The sequence below is a fragment of the Paenibacillus sp. J22P15 genome (genome assembly GCF_056269345.1).
Map to the genome: position 1 here is coordinate 471,091 of NZ_JBWDNT010000004.1, position 17,882 is coordinate 488,972.

Here is a 17,882-nt window from a genome sequence, read left to right on the forward strand (position 1 = left end):
TTTTCAAAAGCCACTGATTCTACAACAGGAGTTGCTCATATAAAAAGACGTCCTTAAACGGGACGTCTCCTTCTAGAAAGATGATATTCTGATTTTCTTCGCAAATAGGACTTATGCTTTTCACATAAACTGGAGTTGAACATATTTAGATAATAATTAAACCAACAATCATGCCATATATATCGAATATTTTCCATAATATTCACGCTTTCCCCTCCCAAGATTATTCATCTCTGGCTGGCTACGAACTCTTATGTACATATATACTTCGAATGGATTTGCAATTTTAAGTCTTTTTTACAAGAAGCAATTTTGAACGTTATTACTGCAAGTATTGTTCAAGGAAAATAAATTAATAGACTGGCGAAAGGCCATTATGATAAGGAATGACGGGAAGATGTGGGAAATAGAGGATATTCATTGGATATAGCGAACTTTCAAATATGATGAAAAGTGCTGCAAAGCTCGGATCCGATGAAGGAGATGAAGTAGTATGAATGATTCCATGAAGAAAAGTCCGAATGTCGTCTTTATCATTTCCGACGATCACCGCTATGATACGGTTCGCGCCAATGGAAACGATGTTGTGCTGACCCCGGTTCTCGATTCGCTGGCAGGCAGCGGAACATCCTTTTGCGGTACGCACATCTTCGGCGGGCTGACAGGCGCGGTATGCGCGCCCAGTCGAGCTTGTGTCAATTCGGGGATGTCGATTTTTAACGCAATGATCGGTAAGGATGTGCGGAGCTGGGAGCATGCAATCACGATCCGACGCGACGTTACCCTCATGCCGCAGGCCATGATGGAAGCCGGATACCGCACGCACGCGGTCGGAAAATGGCATAATGACAAAGCGGCCTTCGCCCGAAGCTTTGAGGGCGGGGATAAGTTGTTTTTCCATGGCATGAGCGAGCATACGAAAGTGCCGGTCCAGGATTTCGATCCCGAAGGGATCTATCCACAAGAGAGGGAGTATGTGGAGGAAACGTTCTCAACGGAGCTGTTTACCGATGCGGCAGTCGAATTCATCCGATCGTATTCCGGTGAACAGCCGTTTTTCCTGTATGTGGCGTATACCGCACCGCACGACCCGCGGACCGCTCCGGAGCAGTATGCAAAGCTATACGACAAGGAGCGAATACCGATGCCATCCAACTTCCTGACGGAGCATCCGTTCGACACAGGGGATATGACCGTCAGGGACGAGCAGCTGGCTTCGCTGCCGCGCAGCGAAGAAGAGGTACGGAGCCATATCGCGGATTATTATGCCATGATCACCCACCTGGATGCGCAGATCGGACGGGTCATTCAGGAGCTGAAGGCCGGGGGGCTCTATGAGGATACGATCATCGTGTATACGGCGGATCACGGATTAGCGATCGGCCAGCATGGCTTGATGGGTAAACAGAACGTTTACGATCATAGCGTACATATTCCGCTCATCATGAGAGGTCCGGGCTTGCCGGAAGGCAGGCGGATTGAAGCGCTGGCCAGCAATATCGATATTTTCCCGACGGTAGCCGATTTGTGCGGCGTGCAGATACCGAATGAAGTGGAGGGCAGGAGCATGCTGCCAGTCGTAGGGGGACGGCGGGATGGAGTCCGGGATATCGTTTGCACCGTTTACCGGGATGTCCAGCGCATGGTGAAGGACGGACGGTGGAAGCTGATCCGCTACTACTTATCGCCGGTTACGGGAACGGGAACAGATCGTATCCAATTGTTCGATCTTCAGCAGGACCCGTGGGAGACGACCGACGTATCCGTGGATCCGGCCAATGAGGCGCATATCCAGCGACTGGCCGGCGAACTTCAGCGGTGGATGAAGGAAACCGGCGACATATTGCAGGACGAGCCGGTGCTGCTTCGCACTATCTTATGAGGAGAGTCGCGCAAAAAGGCTGTCAGGGAGAACGCCGCTGACAGCCCTTTTTTAATGATAAGAAAGAAAAGCATATCCTATCTTATCGTTTCTAAGGGATGAAACTCGCGCCGCCTCAAAGACGGCACAGAACCGAGCGCGATCCTGGATGCTGGAGCGTAGAAGACGGCTCAACACTCGAGGAATATCCGTGTTTTATATTAAATTGATTTCGCAGCTTTGAATTGTGGGGTGGGAAAATGGGGATAGATTTCTCAGCTATTTTTAAACACTCATTAGATGTTACAGCCATAGAAGTTTTTAAAGAAGAGATCGAATCAAGAGTTTCAATTTGAACTAAGGGCAATATGCCAAGAATTTGCTGAATACTTCGGTTATAACTTTGCAATATATATGGGAGATAATTATTGTGCGTTAGATTATGTTTTTGAAGGTCCCGATATGGATTATTATAAGGCCAATCTTATGAGTAGATTCGGTAAACCTAAATCATCTATCGGGGCATTAATACAGAAAACAAATAGTGGATGGAAATCAGAAGGCTATTTCATAGATGATTTTAACGATTTGCAACTTAATGTGTTGAGCTAACGGGGAACGATTGCTTAATAAGTTGAAGAGTCTGACAATCTAATTAAGTGAGAATTAATTACTTCGTGCATTAGGAGGCGAGAATGGAATACACAATAAGAATGGCCAAGAAAAGTGACTTAGATGGTTTATGCAAAATTAGAAAAAATAAAGATTTATTCGTTAGGTATTTTAAGCAAAATGAAGATAAAGAAGTATGTCTGGTAGTTGCTGAAAAGGATAATACAATTTTAGGTTTTGGTGTTCTTAAATTAAAAGGCTGTTTGAGCCCCAAACTAAGTGACCTCTATGTAAAGGAAACATATCGGGGAATTGGCGTAGGTTCGGATTTAATAAGATATCGTGAGAAAATTGCAAGTGATTTGAGATATTCTAATTTGTTCGTTAGTGTAGACCCCATAGAGAATCCAAAGATGATAATGCTTATTACAAAGCTCGGTTACAGCGCCATTAGCGAGCCATACATAAAATCCGCTATTTTCTATAACGATGAGGGGTCGGCTTATGAAAAAACTTACACAAGAATTGACATGAAGAAGTTGTTAAGAAGGAAATCCTCATTTACTAAGTAATAAGTAGAAAGAATAGATTATAACGAATACTATATATGTTCATGTTAGACATTGGTTATTTTGGTATGGTGAATATGGATTCTGCGACAAGAGCTGTAACGATGAAATTACACTATTCTCGGATGAAGAGGATCTAGAGTATCAAGTTGACCATCATGCTCCAATAAATGATAAAGGTTATGTTGGATTGGTTTCTATCTAAGGGGAATTAAGGTAAAACATATTTTTCTAAGTATTGGATTCAGCTGTAATAAGCCCAAGAATTTTGAGGTTAACCACATACGCTATAAATGAGGGGATGGTGGACAAGATGCTAAGATCATCTCACATCATTCTCTGCCGCAGTTTAAAGGTGATGTTCCTGCATCGCCTTTTTTAATGTGAGTAAAATAATTGATTACTCGCTTATATAATCGTATCGCCGTTAAGCTAAACCAAATAAACTCATGTGGCACAGTCCATAAAATTCCGAGGAATCGTCATTTCTAAACAAAATCTCTTGTTTTCGAATTCTATCGAAGGTTTTGAAAAATTAAGCCGTTGGATAACCTAATTACATTCAAAGCGTAAAGCAGAATTATCCTACTCAGAAAAAATCAAATAATAAACGGGTGTCTCTTTTTGAGTTCACCAGAGTGTTATGGATTGCAATTTCTATGATAAATTTTACACAAAGACCATATAGAATTAATTAAAGCCTCGAAGTTCTTTTATATACTTAAATTGTTAGATATAGCGAAATAAAAGGACTAGGTGGTAGATTTAATGTTAAAAAAACGTGATTTGCACGAATGCCATTCACTGTATGACTTAATGATGGATCCTGCAGTTTTTCCTTACGTTCGTTATAATTGCCAATTTTATGAACAATACTTATTCATAACCAAGCAGTTGATCGTTGAAGAAGAACAGGAGACATGTATTTCTAGAACAATTATTAATGAGATTGGACATCCCATTGGTACCATTGATCTTTATGATATTGTTAATAAAACAGGCTTCTTAGCTACATGGATTGGGACTCCTTATTTTGGAAAAGGTTATAATCAACGAGCGAAGGAATCCTTTTTTACTGAACTATTTCTTGAACATAATATCGAAACGGTATTTTTGAAAGTCCGTAAACAAAATATTCGATCGAAGAAGGCTGTAGAAAAACTACCGTATGCCAAATTAGCAAATGATATAAACCATCAAATTTATAAATCGATAAATAATGCGCAACAGATCTATGATTTGTATAAAGTGGAGCGGTTAGACTTTTTAGATTGCAGTAAAGTCATGCAACATGATATTGCTACGTAACAAACTGTGCAAAAAACTGTCTTCAAGAAAGTTTTAGGACAGTTTTTTGTACGACGAAAAGTTTCACTAACGGGAAATGATAGCACTACAACAACAGACTGCTAGCATGATTGGCAGAATATTCAGCTAATGGGTAGTAATCCTTAGAGTATAAAGAACGCCAAGCCGGACGAGGGCTGGAAAAAGGTGGATAATTTATTTCGCCGCAACCTTCTGGCACTTGGGGTCGTCAAAAGGTTTAGTCAAAAAAAGAGCGGAGGGGATCATTTGAAAAAACTTTTTACGCCGATCCTACTCATTTTAGTTTCATTTATTTTATGGACGGCACCGCAAGCTGAAGCCTTGTCCTGTGCACCGCCGCGTCCGGTTAAGGAGGAGATGGACCGTAGCACCGTCGTTTTTAAAGGAAAAGCAGTCGAGATTAAAAAAGACGGACTTACCGTGTTCCGGATCGATGAGGCTTGGAAAGGCGTAGAGACCCCGCAGCTTGAGATTTATCATAACGGGTGGGATCCTTTTATTAAAGATACCGAATATTTGGTATTTGGAAGCGTTCAGGAAGGAAAGCTTCGCATGAATTTGTGTGGGCGAACGGGGCCTTGGGACAATGCCAGGGAAGTGGCGATGAAGGATTCAGGCATAAATTCTATTAAACCTGGATCATCAACGGAGGTGGAGCAATCTAAACAACAGATGGGATATGCCATTCCGACGACCATATTAGTCATCGCTGTTGCCTTTCTGTTGCTTGTCATGGTTTTGATAAGAAGAAGACGGAATCGGTGATGTTTAAAAGACATTTCATGGGAAGGTGCTAATCGGAAGGGCGTTTTGCCAAGAAATGTTGTCGGATGGTGGCATTAAGTTTACAACTTCAGAGGAAAATTATAACATTCCTATAAATAGCGATACTCAATGAATTTCTGGTAAATGAAAGCAGCCACATTTATTGAGAGAACGGGATTGAACAGACAAGGAGCAGTTTGCTACGTGGCAGTTGCTCCCTTTTCTTTGTTAAGCCCCCTCTGAGTATAAGGGTTTACTCATGAATACTCGCGAATTCGCAGGATCTCACTCTGGATTTAACCTCCCAATGCTCTCTGTTTGTGACAATAACCCGTAAGCGGCGGAAGGCTTCTAGGCTTCATAATAACGCCTCCTAAGGTGAGTTCTGAGGGCTGCAACCCAGTACATACTCATCCTAGCGGGGCGTTCGTTTTTCTGCAAATTGAATCTACTAACAACTACAGGAATGTTAACGGGAAGCTTAGCGTGGCGACTTATCTGTAATGGAAACTATTTACTTTTTAAAAAATTAGTATATAATGAACAAAATCAATGTAACTAAAGTGGGCCAGGGCGTAAGCACAAATGTGTTTACGCTCTTATTTATGTATAGGATAATTGATGATATGATTTCTCTTCCGTATTGCTTTAATTGGTTTGTAGAGAGGCAATGAAGGTGCAGCTTATGACTTTGATAAAAAACTTAAAGCCTGGTATCACTCAGTTGACAGTACATCCTTCTAAAATAACGGATGAATTAAAGCGATTAATAATCTGTTATTTTAAAAGGGAAATGGAATACCGACATCCGTGACTTACAACGAAGACTCTAAAGTTCAACTAGCTATGACTATATTATGATTAAGGGAAATTAAGTTAATCAGTTTTTTAGATCCATTTGATGGAGGTCAATATGAAAAAAATTGTACTTATAGGTTCTGGAGGGTCAGGCAAATCAACTTTGGCTCGCAAGCTGGGCAGGATTTTATCAATTGAAGTTCATCATCTGGATTCGATTTTTTGGAAACCAGGCTGGATTAGCACGCCCAAAAACGAGCAAATAGTTGTTCAAGAGGAGCTCGTTAGTCGTGACAGTTGGATTATCGACGGCAATTATGGAGGAACGATTGACATTAGATTACAAGCGGCAGACACAATCATATTTATAGATCTGTCGAAATGGATCTGCATTATCCGCGTGCTGAAAAGAAGATTCCAGTACCGTAACAAGAAGAGAACGGACATGGCTGAAGGCTGCGAAGAAAAGGTAAGTCTGGAATTTCTGAAATGGGTTTGGGAATACCCTGAAAAACAAAAGCCAGTTATCTCAGAAAAACTAAGACGGATATCAAATGAGAAAGAAATAATCATGTTACAGACTCCGAAAGACGTTCGAGAATTTGTAGCAAATGTGGGATTGTTGAAGTAATGGGTAACAATGGCAACCCCGTTGAGCTAACGGTCAGATAAGTCAACACTTTCGCTCTTCTAAAGATAAGATAATTGCTATTTTGCCGCCTTTGACTATACAAGAAGAAAGAATATGGATGAGATACGAAGCGCGTAAGTCTGGAGCAATCCAAAATAGAAATTGGGAGACTTATAATGGAGTTTTTGAAAACGATATAATGAAGGGGAATCAATGAAGAAAACAATGGTTTTTGGCGTTATAAGCTGCCTTTTAGTTTTTGCAGCAGTAATTCTGTTCTTTAATTTAAGCGCTAATCTGAAAGAATCGGTGGCAAGCTTCGAGCAAAAAATTGGGGACAGAGATATTCCTTTTGAAGATGAGAGGCTCTCGAAGGCATATTATGAGTTGCTTGGTTCTTACACTATTGATGGAAGGGGAGCTGATGAAAGAGCTCTACAAGAGTTTCCTGATGCGCCTCAAACAGTTGCAGCATTATTTTCAGAAGTAGCTAAAATGTATAGAGGGGAAACCCCATTTACTTATCCTAGATTTCTTGCCTTACAGTATTATTCTGAGGAAGAACCATTAAAAACAGAATTACATACTTTGGGAGAATTACCAATTCCACGAGAGCTCAGTGTATCAGGCAATGATAGTGAAAATTTAAAAGAGTTATCTAATACATATAATACATTTAACTTTTATGTTGATAACTATATTAGCCAGAAGTTTAAGCAGTGACTCTTCTCAAGAACAATCCCATTCAAGGAAAAATGGAACTAGTTGTTGCTCGAAACTCTTGCATCAGATCCGCGGGTAATTTGTATGTCTGTAAGTGTAGGAAATTAACAAGATTTATCGATGGTCCATAAGAAATTTGATATGTAAAGCGATCTTTCCCTACAGGGACATGATGTCCAACGCTAGGTTGTACGTCAATTGTAATTTGCAGTATAAACCCACGGAATCCATTTAATCTCTTTGTTTCAATCAGTTCTATTCGCCAAGGCTCAATATCTGGATTTACATTTATGAGGCTAGGATTATAGTAGTTCCCAACGATTTCCCGAATGCTTGGAATAAGAAATTGTACTAACATATCCTGTAATCTTAATTCTTCTGTGTCTTGGACTGGCTTATTATGTTCTCGAGCAGTAACTACAACTGGTGACATTAGAAAATAGACAATAATAAAAACAATGAGCATTTTGCTGTTCAAAATTATAACACCTCGTTATTCATTATCTTTCCCGTAGCTTCCCCCAAAACCAATTGTTGTATTAGACGAGTCGGATTAACAGAACGCTAAACTATCAGCAGGATGAGGCTTTCGGTATGTAACGACAGCTAACGAGCAGCTGAGCATAGAATATTTCAAGCGAAAGCACTACTAATTCACGGACAAGATTTGTCCTCGATTTAGTAGTGCTTTTTTTCTAGACTAATATGAAATGAATTTAGCGACATGGCTCATAGCTCTTTAGTTTATGGTTTTCTTATTAATTGCTGTTTTGAATTGTTTTCTGTGTGTAAAAACAGCATAAAAAAGCATAGTATTGTTAAAATTGCGTAAAATAACGTAAAAAGCATTGCGTGATTTAAAGGTTTTTACTATAATCAGAGTTGTTCGACAAGCTAAAGAAAAGAGGAGAAATAATGGACAACAATGGACGTATAAAAGCTGTCATTTTCGATTGGGCGGGGACTGTTATCGACTTCGGTTGCTTTGCGCCAATGCACGCATTTTTGCAAACTTTCGAAAAAGCGGGGGTTCCTATTACGGATCGGGAAGCAAGAGAACCGATGGGCATGCTGAAATGGGATCATATTCAAGCAATTCTGCAAATGGAGAGAGTAAAGGAAGCGTGGATGACCAAGTACGGAACGGAGCCCATTGATAAAGATGTCGATCGGCTTTATGCCGGATTCGAATCGACTCTAATGGAATCTCTGAAGAGCTATACGGATCCGATTCCCGGAGCGCAAGAAACCGTAAATCTGCTGCGCGCAGCGGGTATGAAGATCGGCTCAACGACAGGCTACACAAAAGGAATGATGGATGTCATCGTGCCGGAAGCAAAGCGGAAAGGATACTCTCCAGACTTTATGGTTGCATCAGACGAAGTAAAAGCAGGTCGGCCTTATCCATACATGATCTTCGAGAATATGAATGAGCTTGGCATATTCCCTCCTGAATCGGTCGTCAAGGTAGGAGATACTGTATCCGACATTCACGAAGGCAGAAATGCTGGCGTGTGGACGGTCGCGGTCATAACGGGAAGCAGTGAACTCGGATTGACGCAAGCAGAAGTGGAGAAGATGGAAGGGTCCGAGCTGGCCGGGCGAATGGTTCAAACGAGGCAGACCTTCGAAAAGGCAGGAGCGGATTATATTATCAACTCCATCTCCCAGCTTCCAGCTGTAATCGAGGAGCTTGAGCGCAGCGGATTAGCGAGGGAACTCTAATGAATCAATTCTATAATCCTGTTGCTATTTTTATCGGTCAGTCGTCCATCGATGCTTTCGCTCAAGTTTTAAACAATAGTTGCAAGGACGTTACCCGCGTCTTGATTCTGACTAGAGGGGGCGGCGTGGAGAATAACGATAGCTTGGCGTCGGTCATGGCCCTTCTGTCCAACAAAGATACGCGGTTAGTGGAAGTCACATTGAATAATCCGAATATTTCGGATATCCATCAGCTTATCCAAAGCATCGAGCCGTTCGATTATGAGCTGATTGTTGCGATCGGCGGCGGCAGCGTAATGGATGCAGCCAAGGCGTTGACAGCCTTGCAGTATTCCGGGGTTAGCAGCTCTGCCGAAGTGCGTGAAGCGATTACGACGGAACGGTATAGCGCAAAAGCCGAATTCACGCCATGGATCGGTATCCCTACGACATCTGGGACGGGATCCGAGGTGACCAGTTGGGCAACGGTATGGGATGAAGAACGCGGGTGCAAATATTCGGTTTCCGATGGGCGATTGTTCGCAAAAGCAGCTTTAATTCTTCCGGAGCTGACCGTAACGATGCCGCTCAGGCTAAGTGTTGCTACCGCGCTAGATGCGCTGTGCCATGCGACGGAAGCGTATTGGTCCGTTCAATCGAATGCCATCTCTCGCGTATACTCGCTGCAAGCAATCGAACGAATCCGGAATGCGCTTCCGTTATTGAAAGAGCAGCCTGATAATCCGGCATGCAGAGAGCAGTTGTCTCTGGCCAGCGTGTTGGCTGGTCTGGCTTTCAGCAATACGAAAACAACCGCATGCCATTCTATCTCCTATCCGCTTACGCTGCTGTACAATATCGATCATGGCATAGCTGCCAGTCTTTCGTTAGCTGCAGTGCTAAGACATAATTACTCGACGTTGATTGAACCAGAGAAGCTGCTACGGGCGTTCGATGCAGAGGACGTCGGCGGTGTAGAGCGGTTCCTTAGATCGATTTATGAGCAATACGGATTGTCGGGAAGCTTGAAGCATTACGGGGTTACGGTAGAAGGAATTACCACGATCGTATCACATGCTTATACGAAGGGGAGAATGGACAATAACCCTGCGGCTATCTCGCCCGAAGAGCTAGAGCATTTGCTGGTTTCGTTGCTTTAACAAAATCATAACAAATTTATATATTAGAGGAGTGTTGAAATGAAAAAGGCATTATCTATCGTTTTATCTTTTATATTAGTCGCGATTCTTGCAGCTTGCGGAAATAATGAAACGCCAAAGAATGGAAATACTTCGGCAGCGGCGGATAGCAAGGAAACCATCAAAATGGTGTGGTACCCCAACGAATCCGGCGCAGAACTGAAAGGAGCCCGCGAGGAATTTTCGAGAATTATCGAAGAAGCAACGGGCAAAAAAGTAGAGCATCAAACGACGACTGACTACATTATTGCAATTGAAGCCATGGCTAGCGGCAATTCGGATATCGGATATATGGGAGCGCAAGGATATATTGACGCAAACGCGAAAAACAACAAGGTTCAGCCGCTGTTCGTACAAAGCGGGGAGTCTGGAACGCTTGACGATGCTGTATATTATAGCTGGCTGAGCGTCAATAAAGGCGAGGAAGAAGGATATAAGAACGGAAGCAGCTACGCGATCGACAACATCGCAGGCAAGAAATTCTCGTTCGTGTCCAACTCCTCTACATCGGGCTTCAAGGTGCCTTCTGCCGGAATCGTTAACCATTTTGGGAAGATGGACAAGTATAAGGATTTGACTGCCGATGGTCTTCTGCAAGGCGGAGATGGGGAACTATTTAGCGAGGTTCTATTTGGCGGCTCGCATCAAGGATCGGCCGTTAACTTGCTGAAGGGCAAAGCCGATGTCGCGGCATTCTGTGATACTTGCGTAGAAAACTACGTGGAGCTGGTTTCCGGCGAAGCCAACAAACCTGGCGCGGTGTACAAAGTAAAAGAAGGCGCAGAAGAGCCGTTCAACACGCTAATCGGCAAAGAATTTGTCTTGATTGCCGCTACTCCGGTTCTGAATCAGCCTTTCGCAGTGAATGGCGATTCGCTTAGCGCCGAAGATCAGAAGAAAATTTTGGATGCGTTCACCTCTGATGCTGTAACCAATAACGAAAAGATCTTCCTTCCAAAAGATGGCGAAGGAACGAGTATTTTTAAGAAGAAATCAGGTAAAGAAAAGTTCGTACCGGTGGATGACGTGTTCTTCAACCCGGTCAGAGAGCTGGCGGCTAACTAAAGCCTAAGGCGAAGGGATGACAGGCAACTAATGATGAGTACTAAAAGGAGTAAACCTATGGCAACGTTATTGGAATTCAAGCATGTATCGAAACAATACGGCTCAGATACAAAAGCGTTATCCGATATTAGCTTCGCTGTGAAAGAAGGGGAGTTCGTTTCGATCATCGGGCCTTCGGGGGCGGGAAAGTCGACTCTCCTTCGCTGCATTAACCGTATGATTGAAGCTAGCAGCGGAGAAATCATTTTTGATAACGCGAGTGTATTGCAAGTTAGGAAAAAAGAATTAAAGAGACTGAGAACCCGCATCGGGATGATCTTTCAGCATTATAATTTGGTCAATCGGCTAAGCGTGATCGAGAACGTGCTGCATGGAAGACTAGGGTATAAGTCGACTTTGGCGGGAGTGCTCGGTGTATATACGGAAGAAGAGAAGAAGCAAGCATACAGCATATTGAAAACTCTTGGCTTGGAGGAGCAAGTGTACAAGCGCTGCGACCAGCTCAGCGGCGGGCAGAAGCAGCGCGTCGGAATCGCGCGGGCGCTGGTGCAGAATCCAAAGATGCTTCTATGCGACGAGCCGATCGCCTCTCTCGATCCGAACGCGTCAAAGGTCATCATGGATCACTTACGTGAAATTTGTTCAAAGATGGGCATCACGGTCATAGTGAATTTGCATCAAGTCGACGTCGCGCTAAGTTATTCGGACCGAATCATCGGGGTCAACAAAGGCACCGTCGTGTACGACGGATCTCCAGCCGGAATGACGAACGATAAACTTCGGAGCATTTACGGCTCGGAGCTGGATGAGCTTCTGGTTTCGAACGGAGGCCGAAATGCTGGGTAACCTTTTTCTCAGAAAAAGACTGAACACCTTGCTCTTCAGTGCGTTATTGCTCGCCGCTATGCTGATATCAATCGTTATTACGGAATATGATGTCGTCAAAGGAATTACTTCTGTCCCGAAAGCGGTCGAATGGACGGTCAGCAATTTTTATCCGGACGAAAAATCGATGGAGAAGCTTCCGAATATTGCGGAAAAGCTCATCGAGACCTTATTAGTGTCAATCGCGGCGACAACTGTAGCAGCGGTATTCGCACTTGCATTCGCCGTTCTCGGTTCTCAAACTATGGCAGTAAATGGCGTGTTCAGTCTGGTAAGCCGCTGGATCGCCACGGTTTTCCGCAATATCGACGTTGCAGCTTGGTCTATGATTTTGCTGTTCTCCTTCGGTCAGAATGTGCTCACGGGTTACTTAGCGCTCTTCTTCGGCTCCTTCGGGTTTCTCACCCGCGCTTTCATGGAGTCGATTGATGAAATCAGCAATAGCTCCGTGGAAGCGCTAAGAGCAACAGGCGCAAGCTATTTCGCTATCATTGCACAGTCCGTCATTCCATCGAGTCTTCCCCAGCTGATAAGCTGGATATTGTTTATGATCGAAACGAATATCAGACAAGCGACATTGATCGGCATATTAACGGGGACGGGCATCGGCTTCTTGTTCAACTTATATTACAAAAGCTTGAATTACAGCGCAGCCTCATTGGTAGTCATCGCGATTGTGATCGCCATCATGATCATAGAGTCGGTTTCGAATTACGTGAGGAGAGTGATTATGTAAGATGAATCGGATCGCGGCCAAACCGTTCAATAAAGCTTCGTTCGTCATTCGGCTGACATTAATGACGTTAACGGCGCTCACCATATTCGGTTTTATGACATTTGACTATAAAGAGTTAAATCTTCTCGAAGCTGTGAAATTAACCGGCGATACTTTAGGGACTATGTTCCTGGAGCCGCATGCCCGGCATTTCACCTTTGGAGAGGCGCTAAAGCAATTACTAATTACGGCTGGGCTTGCTTTCCTGACAACGCTGTTCGGCGCGGTTATTGCGATATTTCTTGGCTTGTTCACCGCCCGTAATTTGTCTAATCCAATGGTATCACTAGTAATTAGAAGCGCAGTCGCTTTTATTCGAGCTGTGCCTACCGTGTTATGGGTATTAATCTTTGCAGTGGCAGCGGGACTTGGAAGCGTGGCAGCCGTCATTGGGATGACGTTCCATTCAGTGAGTTACTTGGTTAAGGCGTATTCGGAGTCGTTTGAGGAGTTGGAAGACGGCGTCATTGAAGCGCTGAGAGCCAGCGGTGCCAACTGGTGGCAAATTGTGTTTCAAGCCGTTCTTCCTTCTTCGATCTCGTACCTGGTTTCATGGACATTCATGCGCTTCGAAATCAATTTTGCAGTAGCTGTGGCGATGGGTGCCGCAGCGGGCGCGGGCGGTATCGGCTTCGATATGTTCATGGCGAGCAACTTTTATTTCGATATTCGCGAAATTGGGTTAATCACCTACCTTATCCTTGCATTTGCTATATTACTAGAAATCTTGGCCAGAACGATTAAGAAGAAGTTAAGGACGAATATTTGATCGACAGATAGCAGGCTGCTCCACCGCAGAGATCTGCCGCGAAATTTTATCCCCGCAAAATAATGCAAAAATAAGAATTGCCGTGGAAGCCTGCACTTGAGTGCGGGCTTCTTCGAATGTATACTTATGTTATTGCAATTGTCATAAGATTTTGGAAGCGGGTGGGTATATGCTGCAGGAAGAGCGCTACAAAAAAATACAAGAGATTTTAAAACAAAATGATTCCGTTAAAGTGACCGAACTTGTCCATGTCTTGAATGTATCGATTGATACGGTAAGACGTGACTTAGAGAACATGGAAACGAAGAAGCTGCTCAAGCGCGTGCATGGCGGAGCCATTCTAGCCGAGGATCACGGCGACCAGAATGTTTTTTCGTATCGCGAGAACAAAAATAAAGAAAAGAAGATCGAGCTCGCCCAGCTGGCGTGCGAGTACGTATCGGAAGGACAAGCGATTGCGCTAAACGCGGGTACGACGAATCTGGAAATCGCCAAGAAACTTTCAGAAAACTTTGAGCGGCTGACCATCATTTCGAACGGGTTGCGCATTATCGAACATTTCTCCAACAAGTCGGGATTTACGGTTATCGTGCCGGGAGGGATTCTAGATCAGCAGGAATATGCGCTGTACGGGAAAAAATGCGAGGAAACCATCAGCGAATACAATATCGATCAAGTATTCATCTCCATCAATGCCATATCGGTGACCAAGGGCTTAACCGATTTTCGCATACATGAGATCGATGTTATTAAGGCTATGATGCGTAGCGCTAGGCAAATCAATGTCGCTGCCGATTCCAGTAAATTCGAGAAAGTATCATATCTGAACGTCTGCCCGTTGGAACCGATCGACATGATTATTACGGACTCAACCATTAATGAAGATATTGTAAAAAAATATAAAAATTCAGGAATGAAAGTAGTTTATAGACAAAATTAATTCACGTTAAATCGAACAGAATAGGCAATGCCAAACGCATTTGGATCCGCTATTGAAGCGGTATTGAATGCGTTTTTTGTTTTTCATTGGTGAAAATAATCGACTTAATGAATGATTGTTTATATCAATGCTTTATTATAATGTTTTATGCTTTTTTAAATATTAAGATATGGTAAAATAACGCAAAAACAGTTGCTGTAAATCGCATTATTTTTATATACTACGAAAGAAGAGCGAAATGGGCTCTTTACATTGAAGCCTTATGGCAGAAGGGTGATTGATTTGAAAAGAGTAAGAATCGTACTGACATTTGTTTTAGCGCTAATGATGCTGACGCCAAACTCACTATTTATTTCAGCAGAGGCAGCAGAAGAAGGGGGATTAGTATTTGATCCCGCGAAGAAAAATTCTGTGCAGTTAAGTGAAAAGCTGAATGATATTCCTGTTACGTTTGAGATGCATGTTAAGCTTGCAAAAAATCCTGGTCATCGACAGGTATTGTTTGGAAATTATCGTCAAGGCGCTGAATCCGTTTATTCATTGGAGCTTACAGCTGACAATCAGTTCCGTTATTACGAAATTTCCAATGGCGTTCTGATTGACCGATCTACATCGGGTCAAAACATTACGACTGGCGAATGGTCCAATCTCGGAGTAACGAGAGATGTTGAAGCAAAAAAAGTAACGCTATATCAAGATGGCAATGTCATTGCTGTGTTTGAAAATCTAGAGCTGGCAGAAAAGATTCCACAGGCCAGTCTGCATAGCATTGGGACAGATACGAGAAACGGTCATTTTATGAGAGCGGAAGTTTCTGAAGTGAGATTGTGGAACGATCTTCGTACACCAGAACAATTGAAGCAGTTTGCTAATGTTAATGGTGACGAAGAAGGTCTTATGCATGCCTGGAAGCTGGATAAAGCTGCACTCAGCGAAATTATTAATATAATTCGTGATAAAGCGGGAAAAATCAATGCTACACCGCTTAACTTTGACAGAACGTATGAAAGCAAGTTTAAAGGTACAGGGACAAGCTTTGCAGATGGAAAAATGGAGCTTGCTGTAAAGGATCGTTTTTCTGCCGCACCACGTACGGTAGAGGCTTGGGTAAAGGTTCCGGCGAATACGCCAAGTAATCAGCGCGTAGGTGTTATTCTTGGCAATTTCTATAACCCGGCTTATAACGATATATCTAGATTCAATTTTGAGATTAATACTAATGGTAACCCTCGTATTTACTGGAGGGCTGCTAAGAATGAAGAGTTTGGCTATAATGCTGATAATGTCAATGTGAACTTAGGGGATTGGGTTCATGTAGCAATCGTACTGGATGATGTTAATAAGAAATCTACTACTTACATTAATGGTGAAATGGTTCATGAAGCACCTGCAACAGCTACAATTCCCAATGATCCTACCTCGCGCGAGATGAAAATCGGTTCTGATTTTAGGGGCTATAATGCTGATGGTACGCCAACGATGAAGTTTAATGGTGAAATCGCTGATGTACGCGTCTGGTCAACAAGTAGATCAGCAGAGGAAATTAAAGCAAACTACAATGCGTTTTTGCAAGGTAATGAAGCGGGATTGATGGGTAACTGGAAGCTGGATAGTATGAGCGACAATAAGTATGTAGACAGTTCATCGGCACAAAATCACGCGCTGCTTTATAACGATGAAACGACAAATTGGTTGGAGCCTAAGTTTGCAGAAGGAGATTATACCATTGCAGTAATTCCGGACACACAATACTTAGTTAGAAAACATCCAGATGTTTACAAGGAATACATGACCTGGATCAAGGATAATACGGAAAAGCTGAATATGAAGCTGGCTATACAAGTAGGAGATTTGGTAGATACACCGCGCAGTGACACGGAGTGGAAAGTTTCATCTGAAGGAATGAGATTGCTTGATGGAGTACTTCCTCATGTGTTTTCTACCGGGAATCATGATATGGTCATCGACAAAACTGCTGTTACGCGTGATACATCAAAGTTCAATCAGTACTATCCCTATGACAAGTATTCGAAGGAGCCCACTTTTGGTGGAGCATTCGTAGAGGGGAAAATGGACAATACTTATCATTCTGTAACTATTAATAATGTAGAGTATTTAATTCTTGCAATGGAATTTGCACCTAATGATGCAGTACTGGAGTGGGCGAATAAGGTTGTCGCAGATAATCCGGACAAGCGTGTTATTGTAACGACACATTCTTATATGTACCATACTGGTGAGCAAATTACGACCAAGCATCAAGATTATCCAAGTGCATATATTCCGGATGGCAATAACGGCGATGATATGTGGAAAGAATTTGTGAGCAAGCATGAAAATATTATTTTGGTGACTTCGGGTCATATTGGCTATCATGATATCGTTGTTAGAGAGGATATCGGCGTAAACGGCAATCCTGTGAAGCAGGTATTGGCGGATGCACAGTTTATGCAAAGCGATCTGGGCATGATTATGCTGATGACGTTTAAAGAGGGCAGTAATAATGTCGATGTCAATTGGTATTCTGTTAGTAAAGATAAAATGTATCGTGCAGTCAATCAGTTTTCAATGGATTTAAATTTATATGACGATGGCAGCACTAATCCGAATCCAAAACATATTGAGCTTGGAGCTGTTGATCAAACGGTAAGTAAAGGCAGCACACTTACAGTTCCGGTTACGGTGAGCAATGCTGATAAAATGACAGGTATTGAAGGTCTTATTCAATATGATAAAGATTTGCTGACGCTTGAGAGCTTTGAGTTTGCACATTTTAAAGAGACTAGCGCTCACAATACGTCAGTAGCAGGAAAAATTAGTTTTGCGGGTGTATCGCAAGCTGCGCTTGGAACAAATGACAATACGGTAATTGCCAATATCGTATTCAAAACAAAAGCAGATATTACTGCACAGCAGGAAGCAGCAATTACCTTTGAAAATTTACAAGCTGCAACAGAAAATACAGAAGGGGAATCAGTAGCAACACCGATTAAGGCAACTAGCGTCAAAATTACAATAGTAAATTTTGTGCGGGGCGACGTAAATGGCGATCAGAAAGTAGATGTGTTGGATGCAGCCGAAGTATTGAAGCTTGTCGTTGCGTCACCAGATGCAGAGAATGAAGCGAAGCGCGCTGCTGCGGATGTAAATGGCGATAAAAAGGTAAATACAGAAGATGTTCTCGTCATTTTACAGATGATTACGGATCGATTAGCGAATCTATAATTGGGCTGTTGTTAGGGAAGGCATTTGAATGC

Annotated in this window: 15 protein-coding genes; 14 read left to right on the plus strand and 1 reads right to left on the minus strand. The window is 42.8% G+C overall.

Annotation, left to right across the window (positions count from 1 at the left end; all coding sequences use genetic code 11):
• Window positions 1-493: 493 nt before the first annotated feature.
• The 6 genes from AC0YN6_RS13400 (at window position 494) to AC0YN6_RS13425 (ending at window position 7,288) form a co-directional block, all read left to right on the plus strand.
• Window positions 494-1,882 carry a sulfatase family protein gene (locus AC0YN6_RS13400; RefSeq protein ID WP_475747384.1) on the plus strand — a complete coding sequence of 463 codons (1,389 nt, stop codon included), beginning with the start codon at window positions 494-496 and terminating at the stop codon, window positions 1,880-1,882.
• A gap of 674 nt (window positions 1,883-2,556) precedes the next feature.
• Window positions 2,557-3,045 carry a GNAT family N-acetyltransferase gene (locus tag AC0YN6_RS13405; protein ID WP_475747386.1) on the plus strand — a complete coding sequence of 163 codons (489 nt, stop codon included), beginning with the start codon at window positions 2,557-2,559 and terminating at the stop codon, window positions 3,043-3,045.
• 765 nt (window positions 3,046-3,810) lie between these two features.
• Window positions 3,811-4,350: a GNAT family N-acetyltransferase gene (locus tag AC0YN6_RS13410; RefSeq protein WP_475747388.1), complete on the plus strand. Its 540-nt coding sequence runs from the start codon at window positions 3,811-3,813 to the stop codon at window positions 4,348-4,350.
• A 267-nt stretch (window positions 4,351-4,617) separates the two neighbouring features.
• Complete coding sequence (locus AC0YN6_RS13415) at window positions 4,618-5,136, plus strand: hypothetical protein (RefSeq protein ID WP_475747390.1); 519 nt, start codon at window positions 4,618-4,620, stop codon at window positions 5,134-5,136.
• A gap of 913 nt (window positions 5,137-6,049) precedes the next feature.
• Complete coding sequence (locus AC0YN6_RS13420) at window positions 6,050-6,565, plus strand: DNA topology modulation protein (protein WP_475747392.1); 516 nt, start codon at window positions 6,050-6,052, stop codon at window positions 6,563-6,565.
• A 213-nt stretch (window positions 6,566-6,778) separates the two neighbouring features.
• Window positions 6,779-7,288, plus strand: a complete 510-nt coding sequence (locus tag AC0YN6_RS13425; RefSeq protein ID WP_475747394.1) for a hypothetical protein — start codon at window positions 6,779-6,781, stop codon at window positions 7,286-7,288.
• Window positions 7,289-7,310: 22 nt separating this feature from the next.
• Here AC0YN6_RS13425 and AC0YN6_RS13430 read toward each other — a convergent pair whose 3' ends face one another.
• Window positions 7,311-7,766 (minus strand): DUF3888 domain-containing protein, encoded by a 456-nt coding sequence (locus AC0YN6_RS13430; protein WP_475747396.1) that lies wholly within the window; start codon window positions 7,764-7,766, stop codon window positions 7,311-7,313.
• Window positions 7,767-8,203: 437 nt separating this feature from the next.
• Here AC0YN6_RS13430 and phnX point away from each other — a divergent pair, with 437 nt between their 5' ends.
• The 8 genes from phnX to AC0YN6_RS13470 all read left to right on the plus strand — a co-directional run bounded on the left by phnX (window position 8,204) and on the right by AC0YN6_RS13470 (window position 17,850).
• Entirely contained in the window at window positions 8,204-9,013 is an 810-nt protein-coding gene (phnX, locus tag AC0YN6_RS13435) for a phosphonoacetaldehyde hydrolase (protein WP_475747398.1), read from the plus strand.
• A complete protein-coding gene (locus AC0YN6_RS13440; RefSeq protein WP_475747400.1) occupies window positions 9,013-10,152 on the plus strand; it encodes a phosphonoacetaldehyde reductase in 1,140 nt (379 codons plus the stop codon). The genes phnX and AC0YN6_RS13440 overlap by 1 nt, the downstream gene beginning before the upstream one ends.
• A gap of 39 nt (window positions 10,153-10,191) precedes the next feature.
• Window positions 10,192-11,256, plus strand: coding sequence for a phosphate/phosphite/phosphonate ABC transporter substrate-binding protein (locus AC0YN6_RS13445; protein ID WP_475747401.1), 1,065 nt, complete (start codon window positions 10,192-10,194; stop codon window positions 11,254-11,256).
• Between the two features lie 57 nt (window positions 11,257-11,313).
• Complete coding sequence (gene phnC, locus AC0YN6_RS13450; RefSeq protein WP_475747402.1) at window positions 11,314-12,102, plus strand: phosphonate ABC transporter ATP-binding protein; 789 nt, start codon at window positions 11,314-11,316, stop codon at window positions 12,100-12,102.
• Window positions 12,092-12,877, plus strand: coding sequence for a PhnE/PtxC family ABC transporter permease (locus AC0YN6_RS13455; protein WP_475747404.1), 786 nt, complete (start codon window positions 12,092-12,094; stop codon window positions 12,875-12,877). Before phnC ends, AC0YN6_RS13455 begins: the two co-directional genes overlap by 11 nt.
• A gap of 1 nt (window position 12,878) precedes the next feature.
• Complete coding sequence (locus tag AC0YN6_RS13460) at window positions 12,879-13,685, plus strand: PhnE/PtxC family ABC transporter permease (RefSeq protein WP_475747406.1); 807 nt, start codon at window positions 12,879-12,881, stop codon at window positions 13,683-13,685.
• A 169-nt stretch (window positions 13,686-13,854) separates the two neighbouring features.
• Complete coding sequence (locus AC0YN6_RS13465) at window positions 13,855-14,625, plus strand: DeoR/GlpR family DNA-binding transcription regulator (RefSeq protein ID WP_475747407.1); 771 nt, start codon at window positions 13,855-13,857, stop codon at window positions 14,623-14,625.
• 282 nt (window positions 14,626-14,907) lie between these two features.
• Entirely contained in the window at window positions 14,908-17,850 is a 2,943-nt protein-coding gene (locus AC0YN6_RS13470; RefSeq protein WP_475747409.1) for a LamG-like jellyroll fold domain-containing protein, read from the plus strand.
• The last annotated feature ends 32 nt before the right edge of the window (window positions 17,851-17,882 follow it).

Coding starts and splice junctions, on each gene's coding strand:
- AC0YN6_RS13400 (WP_475747384.1), top strand. CDS start 494: ATGAATGATTCCATGAAGAAAAGTCCGAATGTCGTCTTTATCATTTCC.
- AC0YN6_RS13405 (WP_475747386.1), top strand. CDS start 2,557: ATGGAATACACAATAAGAATGGCCAAGAAAAGTGACTTAGATGGTTTA.
- AC0YN6_RS13410 (WP_475747388.1), top strand. CDS start 3,811: ATGTTAAAAAAACGTGATTTGCACGAATGCCATTCACTGTATGACTTA.
- AC0YN6_RS13420 (WP_475747392.1), top strand. CDS start 6,050: ATGAAAAAAATTGTACTTATAGGTTCTGGAGGGTCAGGCAAATCAACT.
- AC0YN6_RS13425 (WP_475747394.1), top strand. CDS start 6,779: ATGAAGAAAACAATGGTTTTTGGCGTTATAAGCTGCCTTTTAGTTTTT.
- phnX (WP_475747398.1), top strand. CDS start 8,204: ATGGACAACAATGGACGTATAAAAGCTGTCATTTTCGATTGGGCGGGG.
- AC0YN6_RS13440 (WP_475747400.1), top strand. CDS start 9,013: ATGAATCAATTCTATAATCCTGTTGCTATTTTTATCGGTCAGTCGTCC.
- AC0YN6_RS13445 (WP_475747401.1), top strand. CDS start 10,192: ATGAAAAAGGCATTATCTATCGTTTTATCTTTTATATTAGTCGCGATT.
- phnC (WP_475747402.1), top strand. CDS start 11,314: ATGGCAACGTTATTGGAATTCAAGCATGTATCGAAACAATACGGCTCA.
- AC0YN6_RS13455 (WP_475747404.1), top strand. CDS start 12,092: ATGCTGGGTAACCTTTTTCTCAGAAAAAGACTGAACACCTTGCTCTTC.
- AC0YN6_RS13460 (WP_475747406.1), top strand. CDS start 12,879: ATGAATCGGATCGCGGCCAAACCGTTCAATAAAGCTTCGTTCGTCATT.
- AC0YN6_RS13465 (WP_475747407.1), top strand. CDS start 13,855: ATGCTGCAGGAAGAGCGCTACAAAAAAATACAAGAGATTTTAAAACAA.